Below are 21,987 nucleotides of genomic sequence, written 5' to 3'. Positions count from 1 at the left end.
GGATTCCCAAACACAAGACACGAGATAGAGATGACGTACGAGCAGGCGATGGATCGACTCGCGGCCCTGGGCCCCGAGATGCGCACCGTGCAGGTGAACGGCGCAACAGTGGCACGCAAGTTTTCGTTGGACCATATCAAGGCGCTGCTGCACGAGCTCGGCGACCCGCAGAAGCAGTTCGGCTCCGTGCTGATCGCAGGCACCAACGGCAAGGGCTCGACCGCCGCCACGCTTGCCTCCATCATCAACGCTGCAGGCATCAGGACTGGCCTTTACACCTCGCCTCACCTCGAACGCCTCAACGAGCGCATCAAGACCTCGGAACAGGGAACGCTTTCGGACATTCCCGACGCAGCCTTTGGCGCCTGCTTTGCTCGCGTCGATGCCGCCGCCACATCCCTCGTCCAGCAGGGCATCCTTCCACATCCACCCAGCTACTTCGAGGTCGTCACTGCCGTAGCCTTCTGCTTCTTCGCTCAGGCCGGCGTGCAGCTTGCCGTGCTCGAAGTAGGGCTTGGTGGCCGTCTCGACGCCACCAACTCGGTCGAGCCGCTCGTCAGCGTCATCACTGATATCGGTATGGATCACATGGAGTACCTCGGCAACACACTGCGCGAGATTGCCACCGAAAAAGCCGGCATCCTTCGGCAGGATGGCGTCCTCGTCACGCTCAGCCAGCACCCTGAGGCCAACGCTGCCATAGGCGATCTCGCTATGTCACTCAACGTGCGCGGTGTCGACGCCGCCCGCTGTCTTCCGCCGAGGCAGGAAGCAGGGAACAGGCATTCAGAAAGCACCTTGCTGGAGCGCAACACGTATCCGCTCTCGCTTGAAGGTCAAGTCCTCCACGTCGATTCACCGCTTTTCGGCCAGCATCAACAGCGCAACCTCGCACTGGCCATCGCCGCCGCCATCGAATTACGCTCCAACCACGGCTTCAGTATCCCGAATGACGCCATCGAAAAAGGTATCCGCGACACTCGCTGGCCCGGTCGCCTGGAGTTGTTCCGCCGCGGCGACAAGAACGCCCCGCTGCTGCTCGATGTAGCTCACAACCCTGCCGGTGCCTGGACGCTGCGTGCCGCGCTCGCCCAGCTACCCGAGTCCATGCCCCGCACCCTTATCTTCAGCTGCCTCCGCGACAAGCAGCTTACTGAGCTCGCTCAGGTACTGCTGCCGCTCTTCGACGCCAGCTCCGGAGATCCAGATCGCGCCCGCGACCACGTCATCCTCGCCCCCATGAATAATGCCCGGGCCATGCCGCTCGAAGCTCTGCTGGCCTCAGCGACAAAGCTCGACGTACCCGCCCGCCCCGCCGCCACGCTCGCCGAAGCCCTGCAGCTGGCAGCCGAGCTGACTCCGCAGGACGGTATCATCGTCGCCACCGGCTCCGTCTTTCTCGTCGCCGAACTCCTCCCCTTGCTACGCTGAGTCCGCTACGCTGAGTCCGCTACGCTGAGTCCGCAGCGATGAGTCCGCTACGCTGATCCCCGCAGCTACCCCCGGCCGCCGTGCCTCAATATTTGTCGCCTCAGGACGGATCAGCGCGTCAGCCCCTACAATTTAGTCCGAGCACAAAGACCCGTTTCAGACGCAAAGAACCCCTCCATAACACTGTCCGATAGCGTACATTAGGCGACAGCACGCTCCCTGTGCCTTTATTTACTGGTGGATGGCACACCCACCCTGCCTTGTACCGCTGGCAGGAGTGACGGCTTGTCTCGAATGTTTCGCTGCGGTTCCTGCACCTCCTTCCAGATGTCTGGCTGGCAATTCAATAAACGTTTATCTATGACACCTTCTGTTCAAATCGCAGCCTTTCGCAGAAAGATTCGCCGGCTGGAAGAGCACCGTCCCCTGATGATGGAGCGTTTGCAGGGAATGAGTCAGGCGGACCGCGAGGTCATCGTTCGTTGGCTGGATGAAACCCTGCTCCGGGCCAAAGAGGCTCTCGAGAACCTGCAACAGGAGCTCGGGCGCAAATAAGCGCGCCGGGCGCGATAGCATAGGGTGGATGCCTGTTGCCGATCCGAGTCTGAACCCCGCGGCCGCCCCGAATCCGACCGCCGCGCACATCCCTCCTGCGCCGCGACCGCCTGTCCCTTTCCTCTGGCGAGCCTTCACCTACCTCTTCGTCTACCCGTTGCTGGCCGCGGCAACGGTATTCTTCGGCACCCTTTCGCTCATCTGCGGCCTGTGGGACCAGAACGGCAGCCAGCAGCACTTCATTGCCAGGCTCTGGGCCCGTGTTCTGCTCGTAATTGCGTTCTCCCCGGTGAAGCTGGAACACGGCGGAAGGCTCGACGGCCTGTCGAACCCGGTCTACGCCTGCAACCACCTCAGCTACTACGACACCCCTGCGCTCTTCGCCAAGCTACCCTTCCAGTTCCGCATCCTCGCCAAGGCACCGCTCTGGAAGATCCCCTTCATCGGCTGGTATCTGCAGCGCAGCGGCCAGGTCCCCATCGACCAGAGCTCCACCCGTGCCGGCGTCGCCAGCCTCGCCCGCGGTGTAAAGACCATTCAGTCCGGCTTACCCATGCTCATCTTCCCCGAAGGTGGTCGAGCCTTCAACGGTCAGCTACAGCCTATGCTCGCTGGAGCCGCCTACATCGCCATCAAGGCCCAGGTGCCACTCGTTCCGCTCACTCTGATCGGCACCTATGAGCTACTGCCCATCCACGTCTACGCTCTGCAGCCACGCCCGCTGAAGCTCATCGTCGGCGAGCCGATCTCCACCGAGGGCCTTACCGGCAAAGATGCTGAAGCCCTCACCGATCGCCTGATGCAGGTCATCAGTGAAACCTATATGGCCCACCACAAGTAGACGTTCCGTGAACCGTTAGAATCATTCTGTGATCGCGCACCTACGTGGACAAATCCTTACAAAGACCCCGAACGCTGTAGTCCTCGACTGCAACGGAGTCGGTTACGAACTTGCCATCTCGGTCGCCACCTACACCGAACTGGGCACCGAAGGCGCCGAAGCGCGTCTGCACGTCCACACGCACGTCCGCGAAGACGCCCTTCAGCTCTTCGGCTTCCACGAGGCTACTGAAAAACGCCTCTTCGAAAAGCTTCTCACCATCAGCGGCATCGGGCCCAAGCTGGCCATCACCGTGCTCAGTGGTATCAGCGCCGAACGCCTCGTAGGAGCTATCCGTGGGGGCGATCACGCCACCCTGACGAAGATCCCGGGCATTGGCAAAAAGACCGCCGAGCGTGTCGTGCTCGAATTGAAGGACAAGCTGGACGACATGGCTGGCTACACCCCAGCGACAGATGCGAAGCCCTCACTCGGCGCAGTCGCCGAAGATGTGCTGAGCGCTCTGGTCAACCTCGGCTACCCCCGCCCCATAGCGCAGAAGGCCGTCGAGAGCGCGCAGAAGGATGCGACCGTTGCAGGCGATTTCGAGCGACTCTTCCGCGCCGCCATGAACGCTGTGCGCTAGATTCACTTGCTGAAATATCGAATTGCAACCCCGGCTCTCAAATTTTGTCATCCTGAGCGCAGCGAGGGACCTGCTTCTTGCTCGTACCACCCAAAACTCTCAGCGCATCCGCTTACGCCCGCTTCCGATACTTCACCGCAAACTCATACCCCGGGTTCGCTGGAAACAGCTCAGCCACTGCCCGCAGCCGTTCTGCCAGGGCCACCGGAGCAATCAGCGGATAATCCCTCTCGCGCAGATCGCTGTAGTTGAAGTCCAGCGCCAGCGAAAGCAGATAGATCGCTACAGCATCCGTGAACGCCGCCGTCACATAATGGCCACGCTCTTTCTCGTCGATCGCCGCCTGCTCCCCGCCAGCCGAGGCCGAGAGCGAACGCAGCACCGGCGCAAAGGCCCGTGTCCGCCGAGCAGGCGCCAGTGGCTCTGCCGGCATAGCATTCGCAGCGCGCCCAAACGCCAGGTTCCGCGCCTCCCAGGCATCGAGCGACGTCTCGCCTTTCACGTTCTCCACCGCCTGCTTCCACACCATCTCGCTGAAGCTCTGCGGCACCCCTGCCTTATCGACAAACGCATGGGCCACGTTGATAAAGAACTCGAAGCTCAGCGCAAACCTGTCCGCCAGCAGCCGCGTCGAGATGAATACACCCTGGTGCCCGCTCGCCAGCTCCACATTGCGATGGCAGATTGCCGCATCCGATAGCTCATCCGACCACACACTCGCCACCATCGCCGGCTCAGCCACTCGTGCCATCTCTTCTGCAGCCGGCGCCGTTTCATCGCGAGTTGCGCGCAGCGCCAGCGGCACAAAGTAATACGTATTCCCCTGTAGCGCTGCAACGATCCCCGCAGGCACCGCTTCCAGAATCCGGTCCAGCTCCACGTTCGCGATGCCTGTCTCACCATACGTGGCAAACCGCACGCCATTCGAAGACCGCCGCTCCTCCACATCGTGGGCGACCTGTTTCGCCCCAATCAGCGTTTGTTGAATCGACGTCTGTTGAGGCCCGTTCTGTACACTCTCTGCCATCTCCTTAGTTTACGCGCGTTTAGCTGGATCGCCGCCGCGGGCGTAAACTGGAGACTATGACGACGCAGAACAACGTGGCACAGGCGAGGCGTGATGGCGTACTGTTCGGTATCCCGCTCGGCGATCTCGGTTGGTTTCAATCCCTCCTGATGGGTCTTGCCGCCGCCTTCGCGGCCTTCTTCCTCGCTACCTTCTTGGCGATCGTTGGCTTCATGGCCTACCTGATGGTGACGGGTAAAACCCCCGACTTCGCGCTGACCTATCGCATCGTAGGTCTGCCTGTGGGCATCCTCGTTGGCGTCTTCGCTCTCGGCTTCCTGGGCGTGCAATACGCCAAGCGCCTCGCTCGCAAGGGCCGCGCAGCTTAGCTCCTCCACCCTCCAAATAACTTGTCCTCTCAACCGAAGGCTCACTCTTGCGCCGCAATTGAGAGACCTGCATCTACTCCTGCCCGGATCGTGAGACTATTCCCGGCCTCCCGGCGTATCTTTAGCTATCCAGACTTAATCAAGGCGCCCGCGCGTCTTTAGGAGTTCCTTTCAATGGCTAAGCTTGTATACATGCCTGTTGCAGCACGCACAATTCGTTGCGTTGCAATTGTTGCCGTCATGGCGGCAGTAGTCTCCACCGGCGCCTTCGCGCAGAAGAAGAAGTCCGAACCGGCAGAGAAGCCTGTCCCTTCGTACTACGGCCCGCAGCCCGCAACTGAAGCCATCGATACCGCCATGTATCAGCGCATCCGCGAAGAGGGAACTCAGCACAGCAAGGTCATGGACCTCGCCGGCGCTCTCACCGACGACATCGGCCCGCGCCTCACCGGCTCGCCGAACCTCAGCCGCGCCTACGACTGGGCCATCGACACCCTCACCAAGATCGGTCTTTCCAACGCCCACAAGGAAGACTGGGGCGAGTTCGGCATGGGCTGGCAGCAGATCAACACCTGGGCACGCATGATCACGCCTGAGCCCGAGCCGCTCTGGATGCAGGCCGCTCCCTTTTCCTTCTCCACCCCCGGACCCGTCAAGGGCGACATCGTCTACATCGATCCCACCAGCACCACCGCCGACTCCATCAAGGGTAAGCTCGCTGGAAAGATCATCCTCTTCGGCGCGATGCGTCCCACCGGCGACATCACCGAGCCTCTCTTCCATCGCTACACCGACGCCGAGCTGAAGGAGATGGAAGGCCCCGAAGCCCCCCGCGTAGGCCGTGGTCCCACTATCTCCATCGCCGACCGCCTCAAGGCACGCGCAGCGCAGCAGGCGCTTGCGAAGGCCATTACTGCCGAAGGCCCGGCAGCCATCATCCTTCCCACACGCGACATGGGCGACAGCGGTGGAACCGGCATCATCGCCGACGACAATGGCTCCTACCTCGTCCGCGACGCCCAGAAGGCCGACGGCGCGAATAAGATTCCCACCGCTGTCATGATGATCGAGCACTACAACCGCCTCGCTCGCCTCTCCATGCACCACGTCCCCGTGCAGCTAGAGGTCAACATCGAGACGAAGATCACTGGCGACCACGAGCACGGTTATAACGTCGTCGCCGAGATCCCCGGCACCGATCCCAAACTCAAGGACCAGGTCGTCATGGTCGGCGGCCACTACGATAGCTGGATCTCCGGCACCGGAGCCACTGACAACGGCGCAGGCGCAGTCGCCGCGATAGAAGCCGTTCGCATCCTCAAGGCGCTCGACGTTCACCCCAAGCGCACCATCCGCGTCGCTCTCTGGACTGGCGAAGAGGAAGGAGAGTTCGGCTCCGCAGGCTACGTGAAGACGCACTTCGGTGCCTTCGCTCCGGCACCCAACAGCGATGGCATGCCCAGCTTCATGAGTCGCACCCGCGGCCCGCTCACCACCACCAAGGAGTGGGAGACCCTCGACGCCTACTACAACCTCGACAACGGCACCGGCAAGGTACGCGGCGTCTACGTCGAAGGCAACTACGCTATCGCTCCCATCTTCGCGCAATGGATCGCTCCGTTGAAGGACCTCGGCGTCACCACCATCACCATGCGCAACACCGGCGGCACCGATCACCAGTCCTTCGACGCTGTAGGCCTTCCTGGCTTCCAATACATCCAGGACCCGATGGACTACGACACCCGCACCCACCACACCGACATGGACACCTTCGATCGCCTGCATGCTGCTGACCTCGAGCAGTCTGCCATCGTAGAAGCCATCTTCCTCTGGAACACCAGCGAGCGCGAAACCATGATGCCCCGCAAGCCGTTCCCGCACCCCGAAAACGACAAGCAGCGCGACACTGCGATCCCTGGCCTCTACCCCGGTGCCACTGATAGCAAGTAACCCACGTTTCAGCATCAACACAAAGGGCACGAGCAAGAGCTCGTGCCCTTCGCAATTCCTGATCGGACCCTACTCTCCAACATTGTCATCCTGACCCTGAGCGAAGTCGAAGGGGAAGGACCTGCTTCATTCGAACCACCACGACCTTAACCACACCACAGTACATAAGATCACCCACTGCCAACACCTCCGCCTCCACCGTGTGCATTATCCTGAACGCTGAGGACCTATCCATGCGTCGTTGGCTCATCTGCTGTTCTGCCCTACTGCTGCTCGTCTCCACAAAGTCCGTACATGCCGCACAGGATGGCCCGCACGGCACCGTCACGGGCAAGCTCACCGGTGCCGACGGCAAGCCCATCGCCAGCGCCTGGGTCACCGCCATCGCCTCCGAAGGCGAGATCGACGCTACCAATCCAGAGCAGCTCACCAACGACGACGGCGAGTTTTCACTCGACGTCCCTCCCGGCAAGTACTTCATCGTCGCCAACTACGACTGGCCCGCCACCGAAAGCGCTCCCGTACTCTCCACCTACTACGCTGGCAGCGGACCTGGCAGCGAAGCTGAGACCGGCGCAAAGGCCGTTGAGGTCAAGAACAACGCCAAGGTAAAGAACATCGACATCAAAGTCAGCCGCGTTCTTACTCCGAAGTACATCGAAGTCCTCGTCACCGGCCCGGACGGCAAGCCACTGCCCAGCGGCGACGCCTACCTCACGCAGATCAACCAGCCCGGCATTGCAGGCAGCGACAGCGGTGCTACCTACGCCGACAAGTCCGGCCACGTAAAGCTCCTCGCCTTCGAAGGCATCGACTACCAGCTATGGGCAGAGAACGGCATCGGCAAAGCCAAGACCTGCGCCGTGATGATGAAGCTCGACAAGACCCACATGCCCACCGGCGTCGTCACCATGCAGGTAGACCAGCAGCAGCCCACCTGCAGCAAACAGGAAGACGCCGCCCGCAACGCCGCCTACGCCATGCAGCCCCGCGCAAGCTGATCCTCGCCTGAAACCTTCAGACATTGTCATCCTGAGGCGAAGCCGAAGGACCTGCTGTGCTGAACCACCTGCAAACCCTTATCATCTCGACCAAAGGCGCGCTTTTGCGCCGGAGTGGAGAGATCCCTGTATTTGCAGCAGCGATGTGCAAAGCACGAGCGTACCCCGCAGCTTACGATAGACACATGTCCACGCACTTTACCCCCGAGACCATGAAGTTCCTCCGCGGCCTCAAGAAAAACAACGACCGCGAGTGGTTCGAAGCTCGTCGCGACATCTTCGAGCGCAGCGTCAAAGCTCCCATGCTCGCGCTCATCGAAGAGATCAACGCGAAGCTCGAAGACTTCGCTCCCGACCACGTTCGTCCCGCGAACAAGGTCGCCATGCGCATCTACCGCGACATCCGCTTCAGCAAGAACAAGAATCCTTACAAGACGCAGGCAGGCGCATGGTGGGCGCGTCGCGGTATGGAGAAGACCTCCGGCGGCGGCTTTTACATGCACGTCAACCCCAACGAGGTCCTGATAGCAGCTGGCGTGTACATGCCCGAGCGCGAACAGCTGCTCAAGATCCGCACCTGGATGTCAGAGAACCACATCGAGTACCGCAAGCTGCTGAAGAAGGCGATGAGCGGCACCGCAGGCTTCACCGGCATCGAAGCCGAGGCGCTCACCCGCATGCCCAAAGGCTTCGCCGCAGATGACCCGGCCGACGAATTGTTGCGAGCGAAGAACTGGGGCGTCCACGTCTCACTGCCCGCAGATCTCGCTCTGCAACCCACACTCGCAACTGAACTGGTGAAGCGCATCAAGCTCGCAACGCCTCTCGTCGATGCCTTGAATGGTGCCATCCTGGCAGGCACAGACCAACGCGATGAGCGCCTACGCAGACCTATCTTTTAGCCCCGACATGCAGAAAAACAGCCCGAAATCGGCCTAAAAAGAAGAAAATCCACAAAAACCCTATAAATATCTGAAAAAACCGAAGAATTGCCGTTGACAAAGCGTTCAGGAAGGTTGAAGGTGAAACACGGCGCGGTTCTCCGCACCCGCATGAATACTGGTGTTTCTTCTTATCGCCGGGTTGGATCGCACGTAGAACCAACAGGACAGCGGAGAGGCAATCAGCTCAAGGTGCGGGCGATGGGTTCGAAACCCATGCTCAACTAAATCGAATACGAAGGAGTACACACAATGGCAAAGGGAATGACAAAGACAGCTCTGGTTCGCCACCTCGCAGAGAAGCTCGAGCTCACCAACAAGCAGACCTCCACGTTCCTGGAACTGCTCGCTGAAACCGCTGTTAAGGAAACGAAGAAGAACGGCGAGTTCACGATCCCCGGCATCGGCAAGCTGGTCAAGGCAGAGCGCAAGGCGCGCATCGGCCGCAACCCCCAGACCGGCGAAGCTATCAAGATCAAGGCGAAGACCGTTGTGAAGTTCCGCGTGGCTAAGGTCGCGAAGGACACCATCGCTCCCCCCAAGAAGTAGTTCACTCCTTGCGCACGAAACGGGCCGAAGCTTCATGCTTCGGCCCGTTCTGCATGTGAACCTGAGTGAGGACGTCGCGATGCCCACGTTGAGCTTCTTCTATGGGATCAAGATTTAAATGTATTGGGGCGATCACGCTCCGCCGCACTTTCATGCAACAGCAGAGGGCATTTGGGTGGTGATCGCGATCCGGACCCTTGAGACCTTGGAAGGTGGTCTGTCGCCCAGGCACATGGAGCTCGTTTTACAATGGCAGGTATGCATCAGACGGAGATCATGGAGGCATGGGAGCTATGCTCAACACACAAGCATCCAGCGAAAATTACACCTCTACCTTAGCTAGCGGTGAGGTTGTGCGCTCGAATGTTCCATGGATCGTGACTTCTGTAGAGGCAAGGCCTGACTATCGTCTCTTCGTGAAGTTCATCGACGGTCTCGCGGGTGAAGTGCAGATGCGAGAACTTATTTTCAGTGACCACGCCGGCGTCTTTGCCTCGTTGCGAGACCCTGATGTATTCAGCGATCTAGGTTGCGGTGAGGGCTTTGTGGAATGGGCGAACGGCTTGGACATTGCGCCCGATGCCACTCCTGTGGAGATTCAGCAGTGCGGTTTACAGGTACTGCGTTAGTGGACCTGCGATTCCTGCGCAGCCTGCGGTAGAAAAGCTCGCGCCACAATCCCCGCACCCAGCGAAATCAGGATCCCGCGAAACATCGGATCGGCGTTGAAGTTCCAGCCGAACACCGCCATCGTCACGAACACTCCGATGAAGTAAAGCTCACCCAGCACCGCCTGCCCCCAATGCGCTTGTGCTCCACTCGCCGCAACCTGCGGCGTAGGTGCAGGCAGAAACCGCGGCACGGCATTCTTGTACTCGACATACGCCTGCCCAAACTTCGCTGTAAGGAACGGCTCCTCTGCGAGCGCAAGCCGTATCTGGAAGATCCACACCAATGCAATCGCCAGCGCTGCTCCCACCGGCGGCATTAGGATCGCCAGCCCGATCGTATGCAGCAGCGTTCCAAGATAGAGCGGATTGCGCGTACGCCGATACGGCCCATCGGCCAGCATCCGTTCGCCATGCATCTCGCTCGACTTCACCACTCGCGCACCCACATACGCCGCACCCCACAGTCGGAACCACGCTCCCAAACCAGTGAATACCAGAGCTACGATAAGCAGCACCACGGTAGCGGTCGAGAACGTCAGCAGATGTTGTCGCGCGAGGATCGACGCTGCAATCAGCCACGTCGAACGCGTCGCGATAGACAGGGCCTGCACGATGCCGGGGGTGAAGCGGTCAAGCAGTGGCACCAGCCCGAAGCCGAGCACATAGATCAGAACGTGGATAGCGAAGCGGAAGCGGTACTCAAAGCGTGTGGCCTGCATTAGAAACTGTTCTCCGTGCCAATGGTGTTAGGTGTGGATGGCGCCGCTGCGACCAGCTTGTCGACGGCAGTGGGATGCGCTTCGTCCTTGAAGACGATGCCGGATCGCATCACAAATGGAACGTGTTGCAGCAGCTTCACATCACTCAGCGGATCGCCCTGGATCGCAATGATGTCGGCCCACTTGCCAGCCTCGAGCGAACCCACCTTGTCCGACCAACCCATCAGGTCTGCCGCATTGACGGTTCCTGTCTGAATCGCAGCCAGCGGAGTCATGCCGAACTGATTCACATACACATCCAGCTCATGCGCATTGAGACCATGCGGATACACCGCCGCATCCGTGCCGAGCGCGACCTTCACGCCAGCCTTGATGGCTTTGATTGCATTCTGCTTTTCGACCGCACTCACGTCCTTCATCTTCTGCTGATAGAACGGCGGCAGCTTGCCATACTGCTGCACCCAGTCGATCAGGTAAGCCGTCGGCACAAGGTATGTGCCGTGCTTCTTCATCATCGCGATGCCGGCATCGTCGAGATAGCTGCCGTGCTCGATCGAATCGACACCCGCCTCCGACGCCCACAGGATCGCCTGCGCTCCATGCGCGTGCGCCGCCACCTTGCGCCCCAGCCGATGCGCGTCCGCCACGATGGCCTGCATCTCTTCCAGCGTGTACTGCGAAGCCTGCGGATCATCTCCCTTGGAGAGCACACCGCCGGAGGCGCCAATCTTGATCAGGTCAGCGCCGTACTTGATGTTCTGCCGCACCATATGCTGCACTGCAGGGATGCCATCGGCCACACCTTCACCGACAACGTGATACTGCTCCGGCAGCAGGTTCTCATCCATGTGTCCGCCGGTGATGCCGAGCGCGGGCCCCGACACCTGCATGTGCGGCCCTGGAATGTGGCCTTCATCGATCTCATCGCGCAGCGCAACATCCGTGAACCCGTTGGCGCCAACATTACGCACAGTCGTGAACCCGGCCTCGAGCGTAGTCTTCGCGTTCTCCACGCCAAGGATCGCCTCCTTCGCAGGCGTCATCGAAAGCTCGAAGTAGGGATCGAAGTTCGTCGCCATCGTCAGGTGCGTATGCACGTCGATCAACCCGGGCATCACCGTGTAGCCGCTGAGGTCGATCTCACGATCGCCCGCCTGCGCAGGCGTGGACGCCGTAGGAGCAAGCGCAGTGATCTTGTCGCCAGTGATGATGATCGTCTCTGCAGCAGCTTCCTTGCCGGTGTGGACGTCGAGCACATGCCCGGCGCGGATCAGCGTACGCGCCGCCGCCGGCCTGTAAGCCTGCTGAGCATCCGCCATGAGAGCAGTGGAAAGAGCAGTGAAGGACCCGATAGTCGCAAACGCGAGGAGGTGCCGCTGAATGTTCTTCATAGCTCTAGCTTACGTGGTGTTTGCGGCTGCGCGAAGAGTGGAACTGCGGTTGAATGGAGAGTATGACAACGAAGCGCGAGAAGTTGGCAGACAGCAAACAACGTTGCGCCTGGGCGCAGTACGAAGACCTCATGTCGAAGTATCACGACGAAGAATGGGGCGTGCCGCAGCACGACAGCCGTATGCTCTGGGAGATGCTCATGCTCGAAGGCTTCCAGGCAGGCCTCTCCTGGGCCATCATCCTGCGCAAGCGCGAAGGCTTCCGCAGGGCCTTCAAGAACTTCGACCCGAAGAAGGTCGCCAAGTTCACTGCACTCGATGTCGAAGACCTGATGCAAAACGAAGGCATCGTCCGTGCCAGAGCAAAGATCGAAGCCACCATCCTCGGCGCGAAGATCTATCTCGACCTGCAAAAGAACGGCGAAGACCTCGCCACCTGGCTATGGGCCGTCGTCGACAACAAACCCATCCAGAACTCCGGCCCCATTCCCGTGCAGACCGACCTTTCTGTCCGCGTCTCAAAAGAGCTGAAGAAACGAGGCTTCAAGTTCTGCGGCCCAACCATCGTCTACGCCTGGCTACAGGCCGTAGGCATCGTCAACGACCACGCCCCCGACTGCTTCCGCCGTAAGGCAGTGACAAGGCTCCAATGTCCTGTCTCTAAAGTTCATGGAAAAACATTGTCATCCTTCGCGTAGCGAAGGATCTGCTATTTGTTCGAGTTGGCAACACTTTTGGTTTGGAGCATCCGTAAAGAACTTCTGAGACACCACACGAGGGAGCCTCTGATTAGGTCCCGCTTTGAAGCGGTACGGGCTTCAGCCCGTGCATAGAAAACTCAGTGGAATCCGAGGCTTTAGCCCCGAAGGGAGTGGGTGTCTAATCCCAAATGGATTCGATGAGAGGTTCTTTACGCCTCCCAGGGATCGATCACCCGTACGCCCATCGCCAGAAACGGCCCCGTATCGCGCGTCGCCACCGTCAGATCATGCAGCTTCGCCACCGCCGCAATCTGGCAATCCGCAAAGGACACCGTCACACCCTTCGCGCCAGCTTCGGCCATCAGCTTCGCATGAATCTCAGCAGCGACCCGGTCAAAACTGAGCACCCGCGGGCCAATCAACTCCTGTAGCATCTGGTGAATTAGCTCCTCCATCTCGCGTCGACGCCGACCTTGCGGCAGCTTCTCCACGCCCGTCAGCCACTCGGCTAAAACCGTACTCGAAACATAGAGCGATTCCACCGTCTGCGCATCGATCCAGCGCATCACCCGTGCATCGGGAAGTGGCTTCGCCGGCTCCGAGATCACGTTCGTATCGAGCAGGATCATTCGAAGTCCGGAGCGTCCGTCGGCGTTGGATCACGCCGTATATCTAGTTCCACCCCGCCGAAGGCACGGCTGCGTTCATAGAGCCACGTCCCCAGCTTCACGCGCTCCGCAGGCCTTACAGCCTCTTCCAGAATCTGGCGAATCTCCGCCTCGGCGCTGACGCCGTGCATCTTCGCCCGCTGCTTGATCGCGCGATGCGTCTCTTCAGGAATATTGCGAACCGTCACTGCTGGCATGACATCACCTCGATGCATATGATATCACTTATGCTGATATCAGCGAACAGTTTTTGCTATCAGTGTGCCGACTGTCCAAGCGCCGTCAAGATGGCATCGAAGTCCTCGATCCCGCTGTACTCGATGACGACCTTTCCTTTGCCGTTCTTGTCATCGATCGTTACCTTCAGCCCCAGCGACCGCCGCAGGTTGTCCTGGGCCTCGCGCACATTGGCATCCATCACCGGAACCTGCTTTGCCTCCGGCTTCAGCTTCGACTCCGGATTGATCAGCCCCTGGATGTAGGTCTCAGTCCCACGCACCGACATGTTCAGCGCCAGCACCTTCTGCGCCGCTGCCGTGATCGACTCAGGCGTATCCAGCGCCAGCAGCGCGCGTGCGTGCCCAAAGCTCAGGTCGCCGACCTCCACCATCTTTTGCACCGCCTCCGGCAGCTTCAGCAACCGCAGAAAGTTCGCCACCGATGCGCGGTCCTTACCGGTCCGCTCGGCCATCTGCTCCTGCGTCATGTGGAAGTCCTTGCTGAGCCGATGGTAGGCATGAGCTTGCTCGATCGGGTTCAGGTCGGCGCGTTGCAGGTTTTCGACGATGGTCATCTCCATCGCCTGTACATTCGAAACCTCGCGCACGATCGACGGGATCGTCGTCTTGCCAGCCTTCTTGCTCGCAATCAGGCGACGCTCGCCGGTAATGAGCGTAAAACGGCTCGCCGCCTCTGGTGTGGTACCCGTTCCACCTTTGCGGACGACAATCGGCTGCACCACGCCCGAAGCCGCAATGGACTTTGCCAGCTCTTCTATCTTCACTTCATCGAAGTGGGTGCGCGTCTGGAATGGGTTGCGGTCGATAAGCTCAACGGGGATCTCCAGTGGCTTGCCGGTAGAAGGCACCTCAACCGCGACAGCCTGGACGGTAGGAACGACAGCAGGGCGGGAAGGCAGAAGAGACTCGAGGCCTTTGCCAAGAGCAGAGCGTTTTACGGATGTAGACATAGTTGATTCCTTCTAAACAGATACGAGATACGAAAGTACGAAATGCTGCCCCACCACCTGTCTGTCATTGCGACCGGAGCAGGACAGCTTATCGTCCTGCGAAGTGGAGAAACCCCTGTATTTGTGTAGCGACGTGCAAAGCACGAGCGTATTTCTAGCTCTTCCCGAACCAGCGCTTCTTCTGCCCTGCCGCCTCGAGCGTGGCAAAGCTGGAAGGAGGCGCTTGCTTGATTGGTTTAGGCTTATAGCCGTTTCGCGCCATCAGCTCGAGGGCAAGATCGCGATAGGCCTCAGCGCCGCGCGACTTCGGATCGTACAGCAGCACCGGTTTGCCGTGGCTGGGAGCCTCTGCGAGGCGAATGTTTCGGGGGATCGTCGTCTTGAAGAGCTTGTCCTCAAAATACCCCTTCAGGTTGTCGCGGACGGCCTGCGAGAGGTTCGTGCGGTCGTCGAACATAGTCAGCAGCACACCTTCGACCGACAGTCCCGGGTTGAAGCTGCCTGCGACGCGCTCCAGCGTCGAGATCAACTCCGAAATCCCTTCCAGCGCAAAATACTCCGCCTGCATCGGTACCAGCAGGGTATCGGCAGCGACCAGCGCATTGAGCGTCAGCAGATCCAGAGCAGGCGGGCAGTCGAGCAAAATGAACGGGTAGTCAGCACGGATGGGTGCGAGAGCTTCGCGCAGGCGGGTCTCCCGCCCTTCGACACCGACCAGCTCGATGTTAGCGCCGATCATGTTGCGCGTACCCGGAATCAGCGAAAGGTAAGCGACCTCGGTCTGGATAATGGCTTCGACTGCAGACTTTTCCCCGAGCATCAGGTCATACACCGTCGGCCGTGAGGCTTCCAGCTCGGGATCGCGGCGAAAACCAAGTCCGCCGGTGGAGTTCGCCTGGGGGTCGATATCGATCAGCAGAGTCTGAATGCCTTCGAGCGCGAGCGCAGCCGAAAGGTTGATGGCCGTCGTGGTCTTCCCAACGCCACCCTTCTGGTTGACGACGGCGATGACTTTTGACTTGGGCACGGGAGTGGTTTCTTTGGTGTCGGACATGGTGACGGAATCCAAGCGTAGCAGGTAAGGAAGGGAGAGAGTGTTCCACGTGGAACATTAGTGGTGGAGAAGGTGTGGAGCAGCTGTGGGGAACGGGAATGCGCCAAGAGCTGCCAGAGATTCGAGGACAGGAAGCCGAGACTCCGGTAGACAAAGGGAGTGTTCCACGTGGAACACTCCATCCGAGACGCTTAGGCTTGACCTTCCCGCACTGCCTCCTTGGAGAAGTGCGCCCCATCTTCCCTGGGATATCTGTTCTGAAACAGATGTTCCACGTGGAACATTCCCAGTCCACGAGCTAAAGCTGCTCGAAGGTCACGCTCAGGCTCCCGGGACCCTTTACCTGTTCCTGCGTCGACTCTCCAGTAAAGGTCGCGTCTGACAGCGTTATCAGGTAGCCACCGGAAGCAACACGCGGGCGGGCAGCCGCCAGAGCGGCCTGCATATTGTCCACGGCGCGCAGCGTCACTGCCTGAAACGTAGTGCTGGCCGGAAGGTCTTCGACGCGTTTCGCCCATATCTCGGTGTGCGGCAGCACAAGGCTGCGGGTAGCCTCGCGAAGAAAAGTTGCTTTCTTGTTCTGTGACTCGCCCAAAGTCACCTTTAACTCCGGCAGCAGCAGCTGGATGGGAATACCCGGAAACCCAGCACCCGACCCAAAGTCCAACACAGTCGCGTCGGAAGCTACACGCCTGGCGAGCTGGAGGCCGCAGAACAAACTCTCGCCAAAATGGCGAACGACCATCTGCTCGGGGTCACGGATTGCAGTGAGATTTGTCCGGGCGTTCCACTTCACGAGCAGATCCAGATAGCTCGACAGCTGTATGTAGAGGTTCGCCGGAATAGCGGCGTCGCCGAGGTAGGGAGAAAGCAAGGACTTAAGGCGGGGTTCTAAGAGAGTCGACATGCGTTCCCTCATTGTAGGTCCCTGCAGATCGCAAAGGACACGTACTCTGCCTTCGTTCGTGGCTATTGCCGGTCGGCTGCCTCAGTTACAAGCTTCGCAAAGAGATTGCGGCTGGTAGCGCTGATGTCATAGCTGCGTTCGGGGTGCCACTGCACGCCGAGCAGGAATTGCGACGGAGCGTGTCCTGTTGCAGATTCCACCGAATGTTCCACGTGGAACATTGTGGGGTCGAGTTCCACGGCTTCGATTACACCATCGTCTGGACACCGCGCCACAATCCGTAAGCCATCTCCAGGGGCAGAGACGGCCTGATGGTGACTGGTATTGATGGGCAGGCGCAGAAAGTTGTCGGCCTCGGTTGCTTCATCCGGATCGACCAGACTGCCAAGCAGAGACTCCTTCGCAATGAGGGCCGTGTGCGCTACAGCGACGCTGGCTCCCGCCGAATGGTTTACTGGCAGCGGCATCAGGTCCTGCACCAGCGAGCCACCGCGCCAGGTGTTCATCGACTGCACCCCAAAACAAATCCCGAGCACCGGCTTGCCATGGCGGAGGGCGTCGTCGAGCAAGTCGAAGTCGGTTAGCTCCCGGGCCGGATCTGCCGGGCTTGTGGCGGGATCGACCTGCGGTGTGTACCGGGTAGGGTTGATGTCCGCAGGAGAGCCAGGCAGAACGACGCCGTCGAGGGTCACCATCAGTTCGCGGCGCTCGGCTGCTGTCAGCGTCAGTGGTATCACCACCGGATCGCCGCCGGCATGGCGGACTGCGCTCTCATACAGTGGCCATGAGCGCTGGTTATAGGTGAGGTCGAGACTGGTGGGTACTGGAATACCGATGCGCGGCTTCATGCGACTTCCTTCAAAAGGGTGAACTACCCGTGGTTATTGTAGATGCCACTGGCCCTGCTTCGATGCAAGGTGTTTGTAATGTGATGGTTGGAGGCGCAGTTGAGCTCTTCTCCGCCTCATCGCCTGTGATTCTGACCTACGCGGGCACTTGTCTGCTTCGCTTCCTGTGAGGCGTTCGTCCAGGAGATCGCTGTCCAGTGACGCAAATACGGTGCAAAGTTAGCGTGAGAAAAGATAAACGGCGAAGACAGAAAATCTGTCTTCGCCGTTTGAAGAGTTGATCGGAGCTTTAGTGATGGCCTCCGCCACCGCCATGGCCGCCGCCATGACCACCACCGCCTCCGTGGAACCCGCCTCCGCCACCACCGTGGCCTCCGCCGCCGTGAAAGCCGCCACCGCCGCCGTGGAATCCACCGCCTCCGCCGTGGTAGCCACCTCCGCCATGGTATCCGCCGCCACCGCGATAACCACCACCGCCGCGGTATCCGCCGCCGTAGCGGCCAAAGTAGCGTCCGCCACCGGGGCCACCGAAGCGATGGCCGCCCCAGCCGTGGTAGTAGCCCCAGCGATACCAGGGGCCTACTCCGAGAAAGATGCCGTTATAAAAGTAGCCAGGTCCATAGAAACCTGCAGGAGCGCAAGAGTATGGAGCGTAATCATAGTACCCATAAGGGCAACTTGGGGGGACGCCAATGCCGACGGCGAACTGTGCCTCTGCCTGCCGGGGTGTGGCGCTAACGAAGAGAAGACCTAGAGCCGCGACCGTGTAGCCGAGGAGATGTCTGAGTTTCATGGCGTACCTTTCCTTGCGTAGCGTTGCTCTTTACGGACAGATGGCATGATCGCCGTAAGTCCGCCGCAAGTATCCGCGCCAGCAGACTTCACTGAACGGCTAACAAGTTCGATGACGTTTGGAGGCAATTGTTTGTCTGCGAAAGGCCGAGCGGTACGATTGTGCTTCGCTCGTCGTCCAACAAATCCTGTAGTTCCGTTCAATTTAGCTCAGGCAAACCGCTCCATCGCGATCTCGCAACGAAGCCGCGCCACCTCGTTCAAGGTGCCGTGGCTATGGAATTGGAGCGGTCGTAAGGGAGGTACAGGTGGTCTGCGTACCCCCCGCCGTAGGAGCTAAAGTCCCCGGAAGAGGTCGGAGAGACTGACCTTCATGCCCAGGGCGATCACTTCCAGCATGTGCAGGGAGATGGATTTGCGGCCGCGCTCTACGTCGGAGATAAAGCTGCGGTCAATGCCAAAGTCGATGGCCATGCGCAACTGTGTCATATTCTGCGCGCGGCGCATCTCGCGCAGACGCAGACCGAAGCGGGAGCTGATATCGCGAGGGAGAAGATCGGAGGTGTCTTCGGGCTGAACTGCGGGCGCGGGAGTGTTGAGGGCAGAGCTATTGAACTTGTTGCTGAGAGACGAGTGGAAAGAAGAGAGGCGTGCCGGAGAGAAGGCATAGGTGTGCATGAGTGGGACTCCTGGGGTCTTTAAATCGGAACATGACATGCGAAAGGATTGGCAGCTTTGGTCGGCAAAGGCTCAAAAAGCCCCGCAAAGGTAGCTGCTCTGTCTACGCCTTTCGTACTTGCTCTGTATCTATGACGCGCGTTTTCGGGAAAAGATGGCCGAAATTGGAGGTTTTCTGGAGGATTTGCGAACTGATTTGCAAGGATTCGATCAGGTGAAAGATTCCGGGCGAATCGTAAAAATTAGACGGTACAAAAGTAATCCTTTTACGGAGTAAAAGGTCGATAAGTCATCCCCTGGCTGCGTAAAGGAAACTTGGTTACCAAGGCTGAAAGGCCGGATCAAAAGTTCTCTTCACGACATCGCCCCAGCCCACCTTCGGTCGAGAGGACCGAAGGTGAACTGGGGCGAGGAAATAGTCATTTCTGCTACGCCTCAGGATGACGAGGGTTAGAGTGGGGGTGCTGCGGGCACGTGAGGAAGTTCGAAGTCGTCTCCGTCATCGCCGATGGGCATACCCGGCGGCGCTTCGATGACCTTGGATTGGGTGAACCTCGCCGGATCGCGGTTGTACTCCTCAAGGCGGGCGATCATGGCTTTGCGATGGATGACTTCGGCGGTATCGGTCACGGAGCCGTCAGACTTCCATTGGCTCAGCAGATCCTGGAGGTGGGACAGCGCGATAGCGCGGGCCTGGCTGCTGGCCTCCTGATTCACGCTGAGGGAGAGCATCCACTCAAGGCCGCGGAACTCGACGGCGCGTTCGACCTCGGAGGAGAGCGAGTGGCCGCCTTCGGGGCGTTCGGCAGTGGTTTTTGAGAGGGCCTCAAGGACGGAGCGCAGCGAGGGACTGGCGGGTACGCGCATGTGGTATTCGATCAGTCGGGAGGCGCGTGCCGGATCGAGCAGCACCTGCAGGGTGAGGTCGGAGGCGGCCTCGGCTGTGGCGATGGGGTCGAAGGTCATCGCGGTGTGCGAGGGGAAGCTCTCCTGCGTTTTCTCGTAGCCTGGAGGCATAGGCGGGATGAGCTTCAGGATGGACTCGGGCAGGGTGAGGGTTTCGGGCGAGAGCGTCTTGAGGACGGCGGTGAGCGCGGCCTGCTGCTTGGCGGGGTCAACGATCTCGGGGCCAGGCTGCCCGTCGCCGCGCAGGTTATAGCGGTAGTCGAGGCCGCCAATCATCTTGGTGACGGCTTCGGTCTCGTAGCGATGGAAGAGGTAGAGCGGGACGAGGGTGTCGGCGAGCTGTGCCATGGGGACGCCGGGCTTGAGGTTGTTCTCACCGAACTGCTTGAGGGCGGCCGCGCGGACGGCGAGGATGCGGTCGAGCTCGGCGGGGAGATCGGAGCCGTTGTCCCAGAGATGGTCGATGGGGGAAGCTGAGCTGAAGGGGCGAGCATCCTGGTCGGTGAGGAAGACCATGCCGGTCTTGTCGGAGTCGAGGAGGATCTTATTCAAAGCCGCTGCGTCTTCTACGGGATGCTTATTGCTATCGAACTCGCGGTAGCCGTAGTTGATGGAGGTCTTGTCCCAGATGCCGATGCCTGCGGGGTAGGCGTGGGCGATGTCCACCTTGCCGGACTTGTCGAGGGTGATCCACGGATGCGGGTACTCCATCACGCTGAGAGTGTGTTCATGGTCGTTCTGCGCGTAGGTGCTAGCGGCGAAGTTGTGGGCGAGGCCGAGGGTGTGGCCGGTCTCATGCGCGGAGAGCTGGCGGATGCGCTGCAACACGAGCTCGAGCATCGGGTCGGGTGAAGGCGTCTTGCCGCTGGCGTACGGTGCGGTAAGGGCCTCGGCAATCAGGTAGTCCTGGCGACCGCGCAGGCTTCCAAGGGTGACGTTGCCTTTGAGGATCTCGCCGGTGCGTGGGTCGGAGATGGTGGCGCCGTAGCTCCAGCCGCGGGTGTAGCGGTGAACCCACTGGATGATGTTGTAGCGGACGTCCATGGGGTCGGCGTCGGCAGGCAGGATGTCGACCTTGAAGCTGCCGGGGGCCCAGCCAGCAGCTTGGAAGGCCTGGTCCCACCAGCGCGCGCCTTCGAGCAGCGCTGACCGCATGGGCTCGGCGGCGGAGTTATCGACGTAGTACTGAATGGGCTTGAGCGGCACACAAGACTTCGTACAGGTGGGGTCTTTCTTGATGAGGCGATGGCGCTCGATGAAGCGCTGCGTCATGTCGTCGCCGAGAGGGACGAGGTAATCGCGATAGGAGAAATCGAAGTAGCCAGCACGCGGGTTATAGCGGCGCGGGACGAAGGTGCCAGTCTCCGGTGTGCCTGCGAGCGGCGGCAGCTGCACGAAGCTGGTGCGGACGTGGACGGTGACGGAGTGCGGGTCGGGTGTGGTATCGCGAACCCAGTGACCCATAGGAGAGGCATCGGTGCCGTAGGTGAGGACGGCTTCAATTTCGGTGTTCTCAGGGAAGGCCTTGGTATCGGCGAGGTCGATGGCGGAGCGAGCGGCGTCGACCTTGTAGCTGCCTTGCTTCAAGCGCGTGAGCAGCTCGGAGATGCCGTAGGTGTCACGCAGCACGAGGTCGGTGGCGTCGATGAGCACGTCGTTGCCCTCTTCAGCGGCGACGGTAAAGCCCTGCAGGATGGAGCTGGGAAAGGACTGCGTGACGGCGAGGGTTTCGTGTGGATCTTTGGAGCCGGAGCGAAACGCTTCGTTCTGCTCTACCATGAGCACCTTGGGGCCGATGCGCTCGAAGTGAATGACGCTGCCACGGCCGGTCTTGCCGCGATCCAGGCCGAGGTCGTTGGAGCCGGTGCCGTAAACGAGGGTGTTGGTATAAAGCAGCTCGGGCGAGTGGCCGTTAGCGTTCAGGTGCAGCTCGAGAAAGAGGTGTCCGGACTTCGCGTCCCAGTGCAGGGGCAGGAAGCCGGGCAGATTCTTCATGCTGGCGGTCTTCTTGGCGAGGGTCGGCGTTTCAGCGGCGGCTGCTGGGCCTTGAGCGTATAGCGGACAGGAGGCCAGAGTCGCGGTGGAGGCGAGCAGCAGGGAGGCGAGAAGGTTGAGGCGCATGGCTCACTTTTATCATGCGGGCGGCGTAGCACCCAGCTGGCTGGTACGGTCGCA

24 protein-coding genes are annotated in these 21,987 nt (G+C 60.2%); 12 read left to right on the top strand and 12 right to left on the bottom strand.

Going from position 1 to position 21,987, the window contains the following annotated elements:
- Window positions 1-30 precede the first annotated feature (30 nt).
- From OHL14_RS18100 to ruvA, 4 genes are all read left to right on the top strand, one after another.
- Complete coding sequence (locus tag OHL14_RS18100; protein WP_263380788.1) at window positions 31-1,431, top strand: bifunctional folylpolyglutamate synthase/dihydrofolate synthase; 1,401 nt, start codon at window positions 31-33, stop codon at window positions 1,429-1,431.
- Between the two features lie 285 nt (window positions 1,432-1,716).
- Complete coding sequence (locus OHL14_RS18095) at window positions 1,717-1,986, top strand: hypothetical protein (protein WP_263380787.1); 270 nt, start codon at window positions 1,717-1,719, stop codon at window positions 1,984-1,986.
- A gap of 28 nt (window positions 1,987-2,014) precedes the next feature.
- Window positions 2,015-2,827: a lysophospholipid acyltransferase family protein gene (locus OHL14_RS18090; protein WP_263380786.1), complete on the top strand. Its 813-nt coding sequence runs from the start codon at window positions 2,015-2,017 to the stop codon at window positions 2,825-2,827.
- 28 nt (window positions 2,828-2,855) lie between these two features.
- Window positions 2,856-3,452: a Holliday junction branch migration protein RuvA gene (ruvA, locus tag OHL14_RS18085; RefSeq protein ID WP_263380785.1), complete on the top strand. Its 597-nt coding sequence runs from the start codon at window positions 2,856-2,858 to the stop codon at window positions 3,450-3,452.
- A 112-nt stretch (window positions 3,453-3,564) separates the two neighbouring features.
- On the opposite strand, the gene OHL14_RS18080 is transcribed toward ruvA, so the two are convergent.
- Window positions 3,565-4,479 (bottom strand): hypothetical protein, encoded by a 915-nt coding sequence (locus tag OHL14_RS18080; RefSeq protein WP_263380784.1) that lies wholly within the window; start codon window positions 4,477-4,479, stop codon window positions 3,565-3,567.
- 56 nt (window positions 4,480-4,535) lie between these two features.
- Here OHL14_RS18080 and OHL14_RS18075 point away from each other — a divergent pair, with 56 nt between their 5' ends.
- From OHL14_RS18075 to OHL14_RS18050, 7 genes are all read left to right on the top strand, one after another.
- The gene (locus OHL14_RS18075; RefSeq protein WP_263380783.1) at window positions 4,536-4,847 is read left to right on the top strand and encodes a hypothetical protein; all 312 of its coding nucleotides are present in this window, start codon (window positions 4,536-4,538) and stop codon (window positions 4,845-4,847) included.
- Between the two features lie 174 nt (window positions 4,848-5,021).
- Window positions 5,022-6,797: a M20/M25/M40 family metallo-hydrolase gene (locus OHL14_RS18070; protein WP_263380782.1), complete on the top strand. Its 1,776-nt coding sequence runs from the start codon at window positions 5,022-5,024 to the stop codon at window positions 6,795-6,797.
- Window positions 6,798-7,030: 233 nt separating this feature from the next.
- Complete coding sequence (locus OHL14_RS18065; RefSeq protein WP_263380781.1) at window positions 7,031-7,798, top strand: carboxypeptidase-like regulatory domain-containing protein; 768 nt, start codon at window positions 7,031-7,033, stop codon at window positions 7,796-7,798.
- Between the two features lie 185 nt (window positions 7,799-7,983).
- Window positions 7,984-8,700 carry a DUF2461 domain-containing protein gene (locus tag OHL14_RS18060; protein WP_263380780.1) on the top strand — a complete coding sequence of 239 codons (717 nt, stop codon included), beginning with the start codon at window positions 7,984-7,986 and terminating at the stop codon, window positions 8,698-8,700.
- Window positions 8,701-8,991: 291 nt separating this feature from the next.
- Window positions 8,992-9,288, top strand: a complete 297-nt coding sequence (locus OHL14_RS18055; protein WP_263380779.1) for an HU family DNA-binding protein — start codon at window positions 8,992-8,994, stop codon at window positions 9,286-9,288.
- 118 nt (window positions 9,289-9,406) lie between these two features.
- Window positions 9,407-9,631 carry a DUF4160 domain-containing protein gene (locus OHL14_RS20275; protein ID WP_396271403.1) on the top strand — a complete coding sequence of 75 codons (225 nt, stop codon included), beginning with the start codon at window positions 9,407-9,409 and terminating at the stop codon, window positions 9,629-9,631.
- Entirely contained in the window at window positions 9,582-9,917 is a 336-nt protein-coding gene (locus tag OHL14_RS18050) for a DUF2442 domain-containing protein (RefSeq protein ID WP_263380778.1), read from the top strand. Before OHL14_RS20275 ends, OHL14_RS18050 begins: the two co-directional genes overlap by 50 nt.
- Here OHL14_RS18050 and OHL14_RS18045 read toward each other — a convergent pair.
- Both OHL14_RS18045 and OHL14_RS18040 read right to left on the bottom strand, forming a co-directional pair.
- A complete protein-coding gene (locus OHL14_RS18045) occupies window positions 9,914-10,678 on the bottom strand; it encodes a methyltransferase family protein (protein WP_263380777.1) in 765 nt (254 codons plus the stop codon). The genes OHL14_RS18050 and OHL14_RS18045 overlap by 4 nt on opposite strands.
- A complete protein-coding gene (locus tag OHL14_RS18040) occupies window positions 10,678-12,069 on the bottom strand; it encodes a metal-dependent hydrolase family protein (RefSeq protein ID WP_263380776.1) in 1,392 nt (463 codons plus the stop codon). The genes OHL14_RS18045 and OHL14_RS18040 overlap by 1 nt, the downstream gene beginning before the upstream one ends.
- Before the next feature lie 62 nt (window positions 12,070-12,131).
- On the opposite strand from OHL14_RS18040, the gene OHL14_RS18035 reads away from it, so the two are divergent.
- On the top strand, window positions 12,132-12,767 hold the full coding sequence (locus OHL14_RS18035) for a DNA-3-methyladenine glycosylase I (RefSeq protein WP_263380775.1): 636 nt from the start codon (window positions 12,132-12,134) through the stop codon (window positions 12,765-12,767).
- A 212-nt stretch (window positions 12,768-12,979) separates the two neighbouring features.
- Here OHL14_RS18035 and OHL14_RS18030 read toward each other — a convergent pair whose 3' ends face one another.
- From OHL14_RS18030 to OHL14_RS17990, 9 genes are all read right to left on the bottom strand, one after another.
- Window positions 12,980-13,399, bottom strand: a complete 420-nt coding sequence (locus tag OHL14_RS18030; RefSeq protein ID WP_263380774.1) for a type II toxin-antitoxin system VapC family toxin — start codon at window positions 13,397-13,399, stop codon at window positions 12,980-12,982.
- The gene (locus OHL14_RS18025) at window positions 13,396-13,635 is read right to left on the bottom strand and encodes a FitA-like ribbon-helix-helix domain-containing protein (RefSeq protein ID WP_263380773.1); all 240 of its coding nucleotides are present in this window, start codon (window positions 13,633-13,635) and stop codon (window positions 13,396-13,398) included. Before OHL14_RS18025 ends, OHL14_RS18030 begins: the two co-directional genes overlap by 4 nt.
- 59 nt (window positions 13,636-13,694) lie before the next feature.
- Complete coding sequence (locus OHL14_RS18020) at window positions 13,695-14,627, bottom strand: ParB/RepB/Spo0J family partition protein (RefSeq protein ID WP_263380772.1); 933 nt, start codon at window positions 14,625-14,627, stop codon at window positions 13,695-13,697.
- Between the two features lie 154 nt (window positions 14,628-14,781).
- The gene (locus OHL14_RS18015) at window positions 14,782-15,681 is read right to left on the bottom strand and encodes a ParA family protein (protein ID WP_263380771.1); all 900 of its coding nucleotides are present in this window, start codon (window positions 15,679-15,681) and stop codon (window positions 14,782-14,784) included.
- Window positions 15,682-15,979: 298 nt separating this feature from the next.
- Complete coding sequence (gene rsmG, locus OHL14_RS18010; protein WP_263380770.1) at window positions 15,980-16,588, bottom strand: 16S rRNA (guanine(527)-N(7))-methyltransferase RsmG; 609 nt, start codon at window positions 16,586-16,588, stop codon at window positions 15,980-15,982.
- A 62-nt stretch (window positions 16,589-16,650) separates the two neighbouring features.
- On the bottom strand, window positions 16,651-17,436 hold the full coding sequence (locus tag OHL14_RS18005; RefSeq protein ID WP_263380769.1) for a gamma-glutamyl-gamma-aminobutyrate hydrolase family protein: 786 nt from the start codon (window positions 17,434-17,436) through the stop codon (window positions 16,651-16,653).
- 289 nt (window positions 17,437-17,725) lie between these two features.
- The gene (locus OHL14_RS18000; RefSeq protein WP_263380768.1) at window positions 17,726-18,229 is read right to left on the bottom strand and encodes a hypothetical protein; all 504 of its coding nucleotides are present in this window, start codon (window positions 18,227-18,229) and stop codon (window positions 17,726-17,728) included.
- Between the two features lie 335 nt (window positions 18,230-18,564).
- Complete coding sequence (locus OHL14_RS17995) at window positions 18,565-18,906, bottom strand: helix-turn-helix domain-containing protein (protein WP_263380767.1); 342 nt, start codon at window positions 18,904-18,906, stop codon at window positions 18,565-18,567.
- 450 nt (window positions 18,907-19,356) lie between these two features.
- Complete coding sequence (locus tag OHL14_RS17990) at window positions 19,357-21,933, bottom strand: zinc-dependent metalloprotease (RefSeq protein WP_263380766.1); 2,577 nt, start codon at window positions 21,931-21,933, stop codon at window positions 19,357-19,359.
- Between the last annotated feature and the right edge of the window lie 54 nt (window positions 21,934-21,987).

This window comes from Granulicella paludicola, from assembly GCF_025685545.1.
GTDB classification, from domain to species: Bacteria; Acidobacteriota; Terriglobia; order Terriglobales; family Acidobacteriaceae; genus Granulicella; species Granulicella paludicola.
The sequence above is the reverse complement of the archived record's forward strand: the minus strand, read 5'-3'. Positions and strand labels throughout refer to the sequence as shown.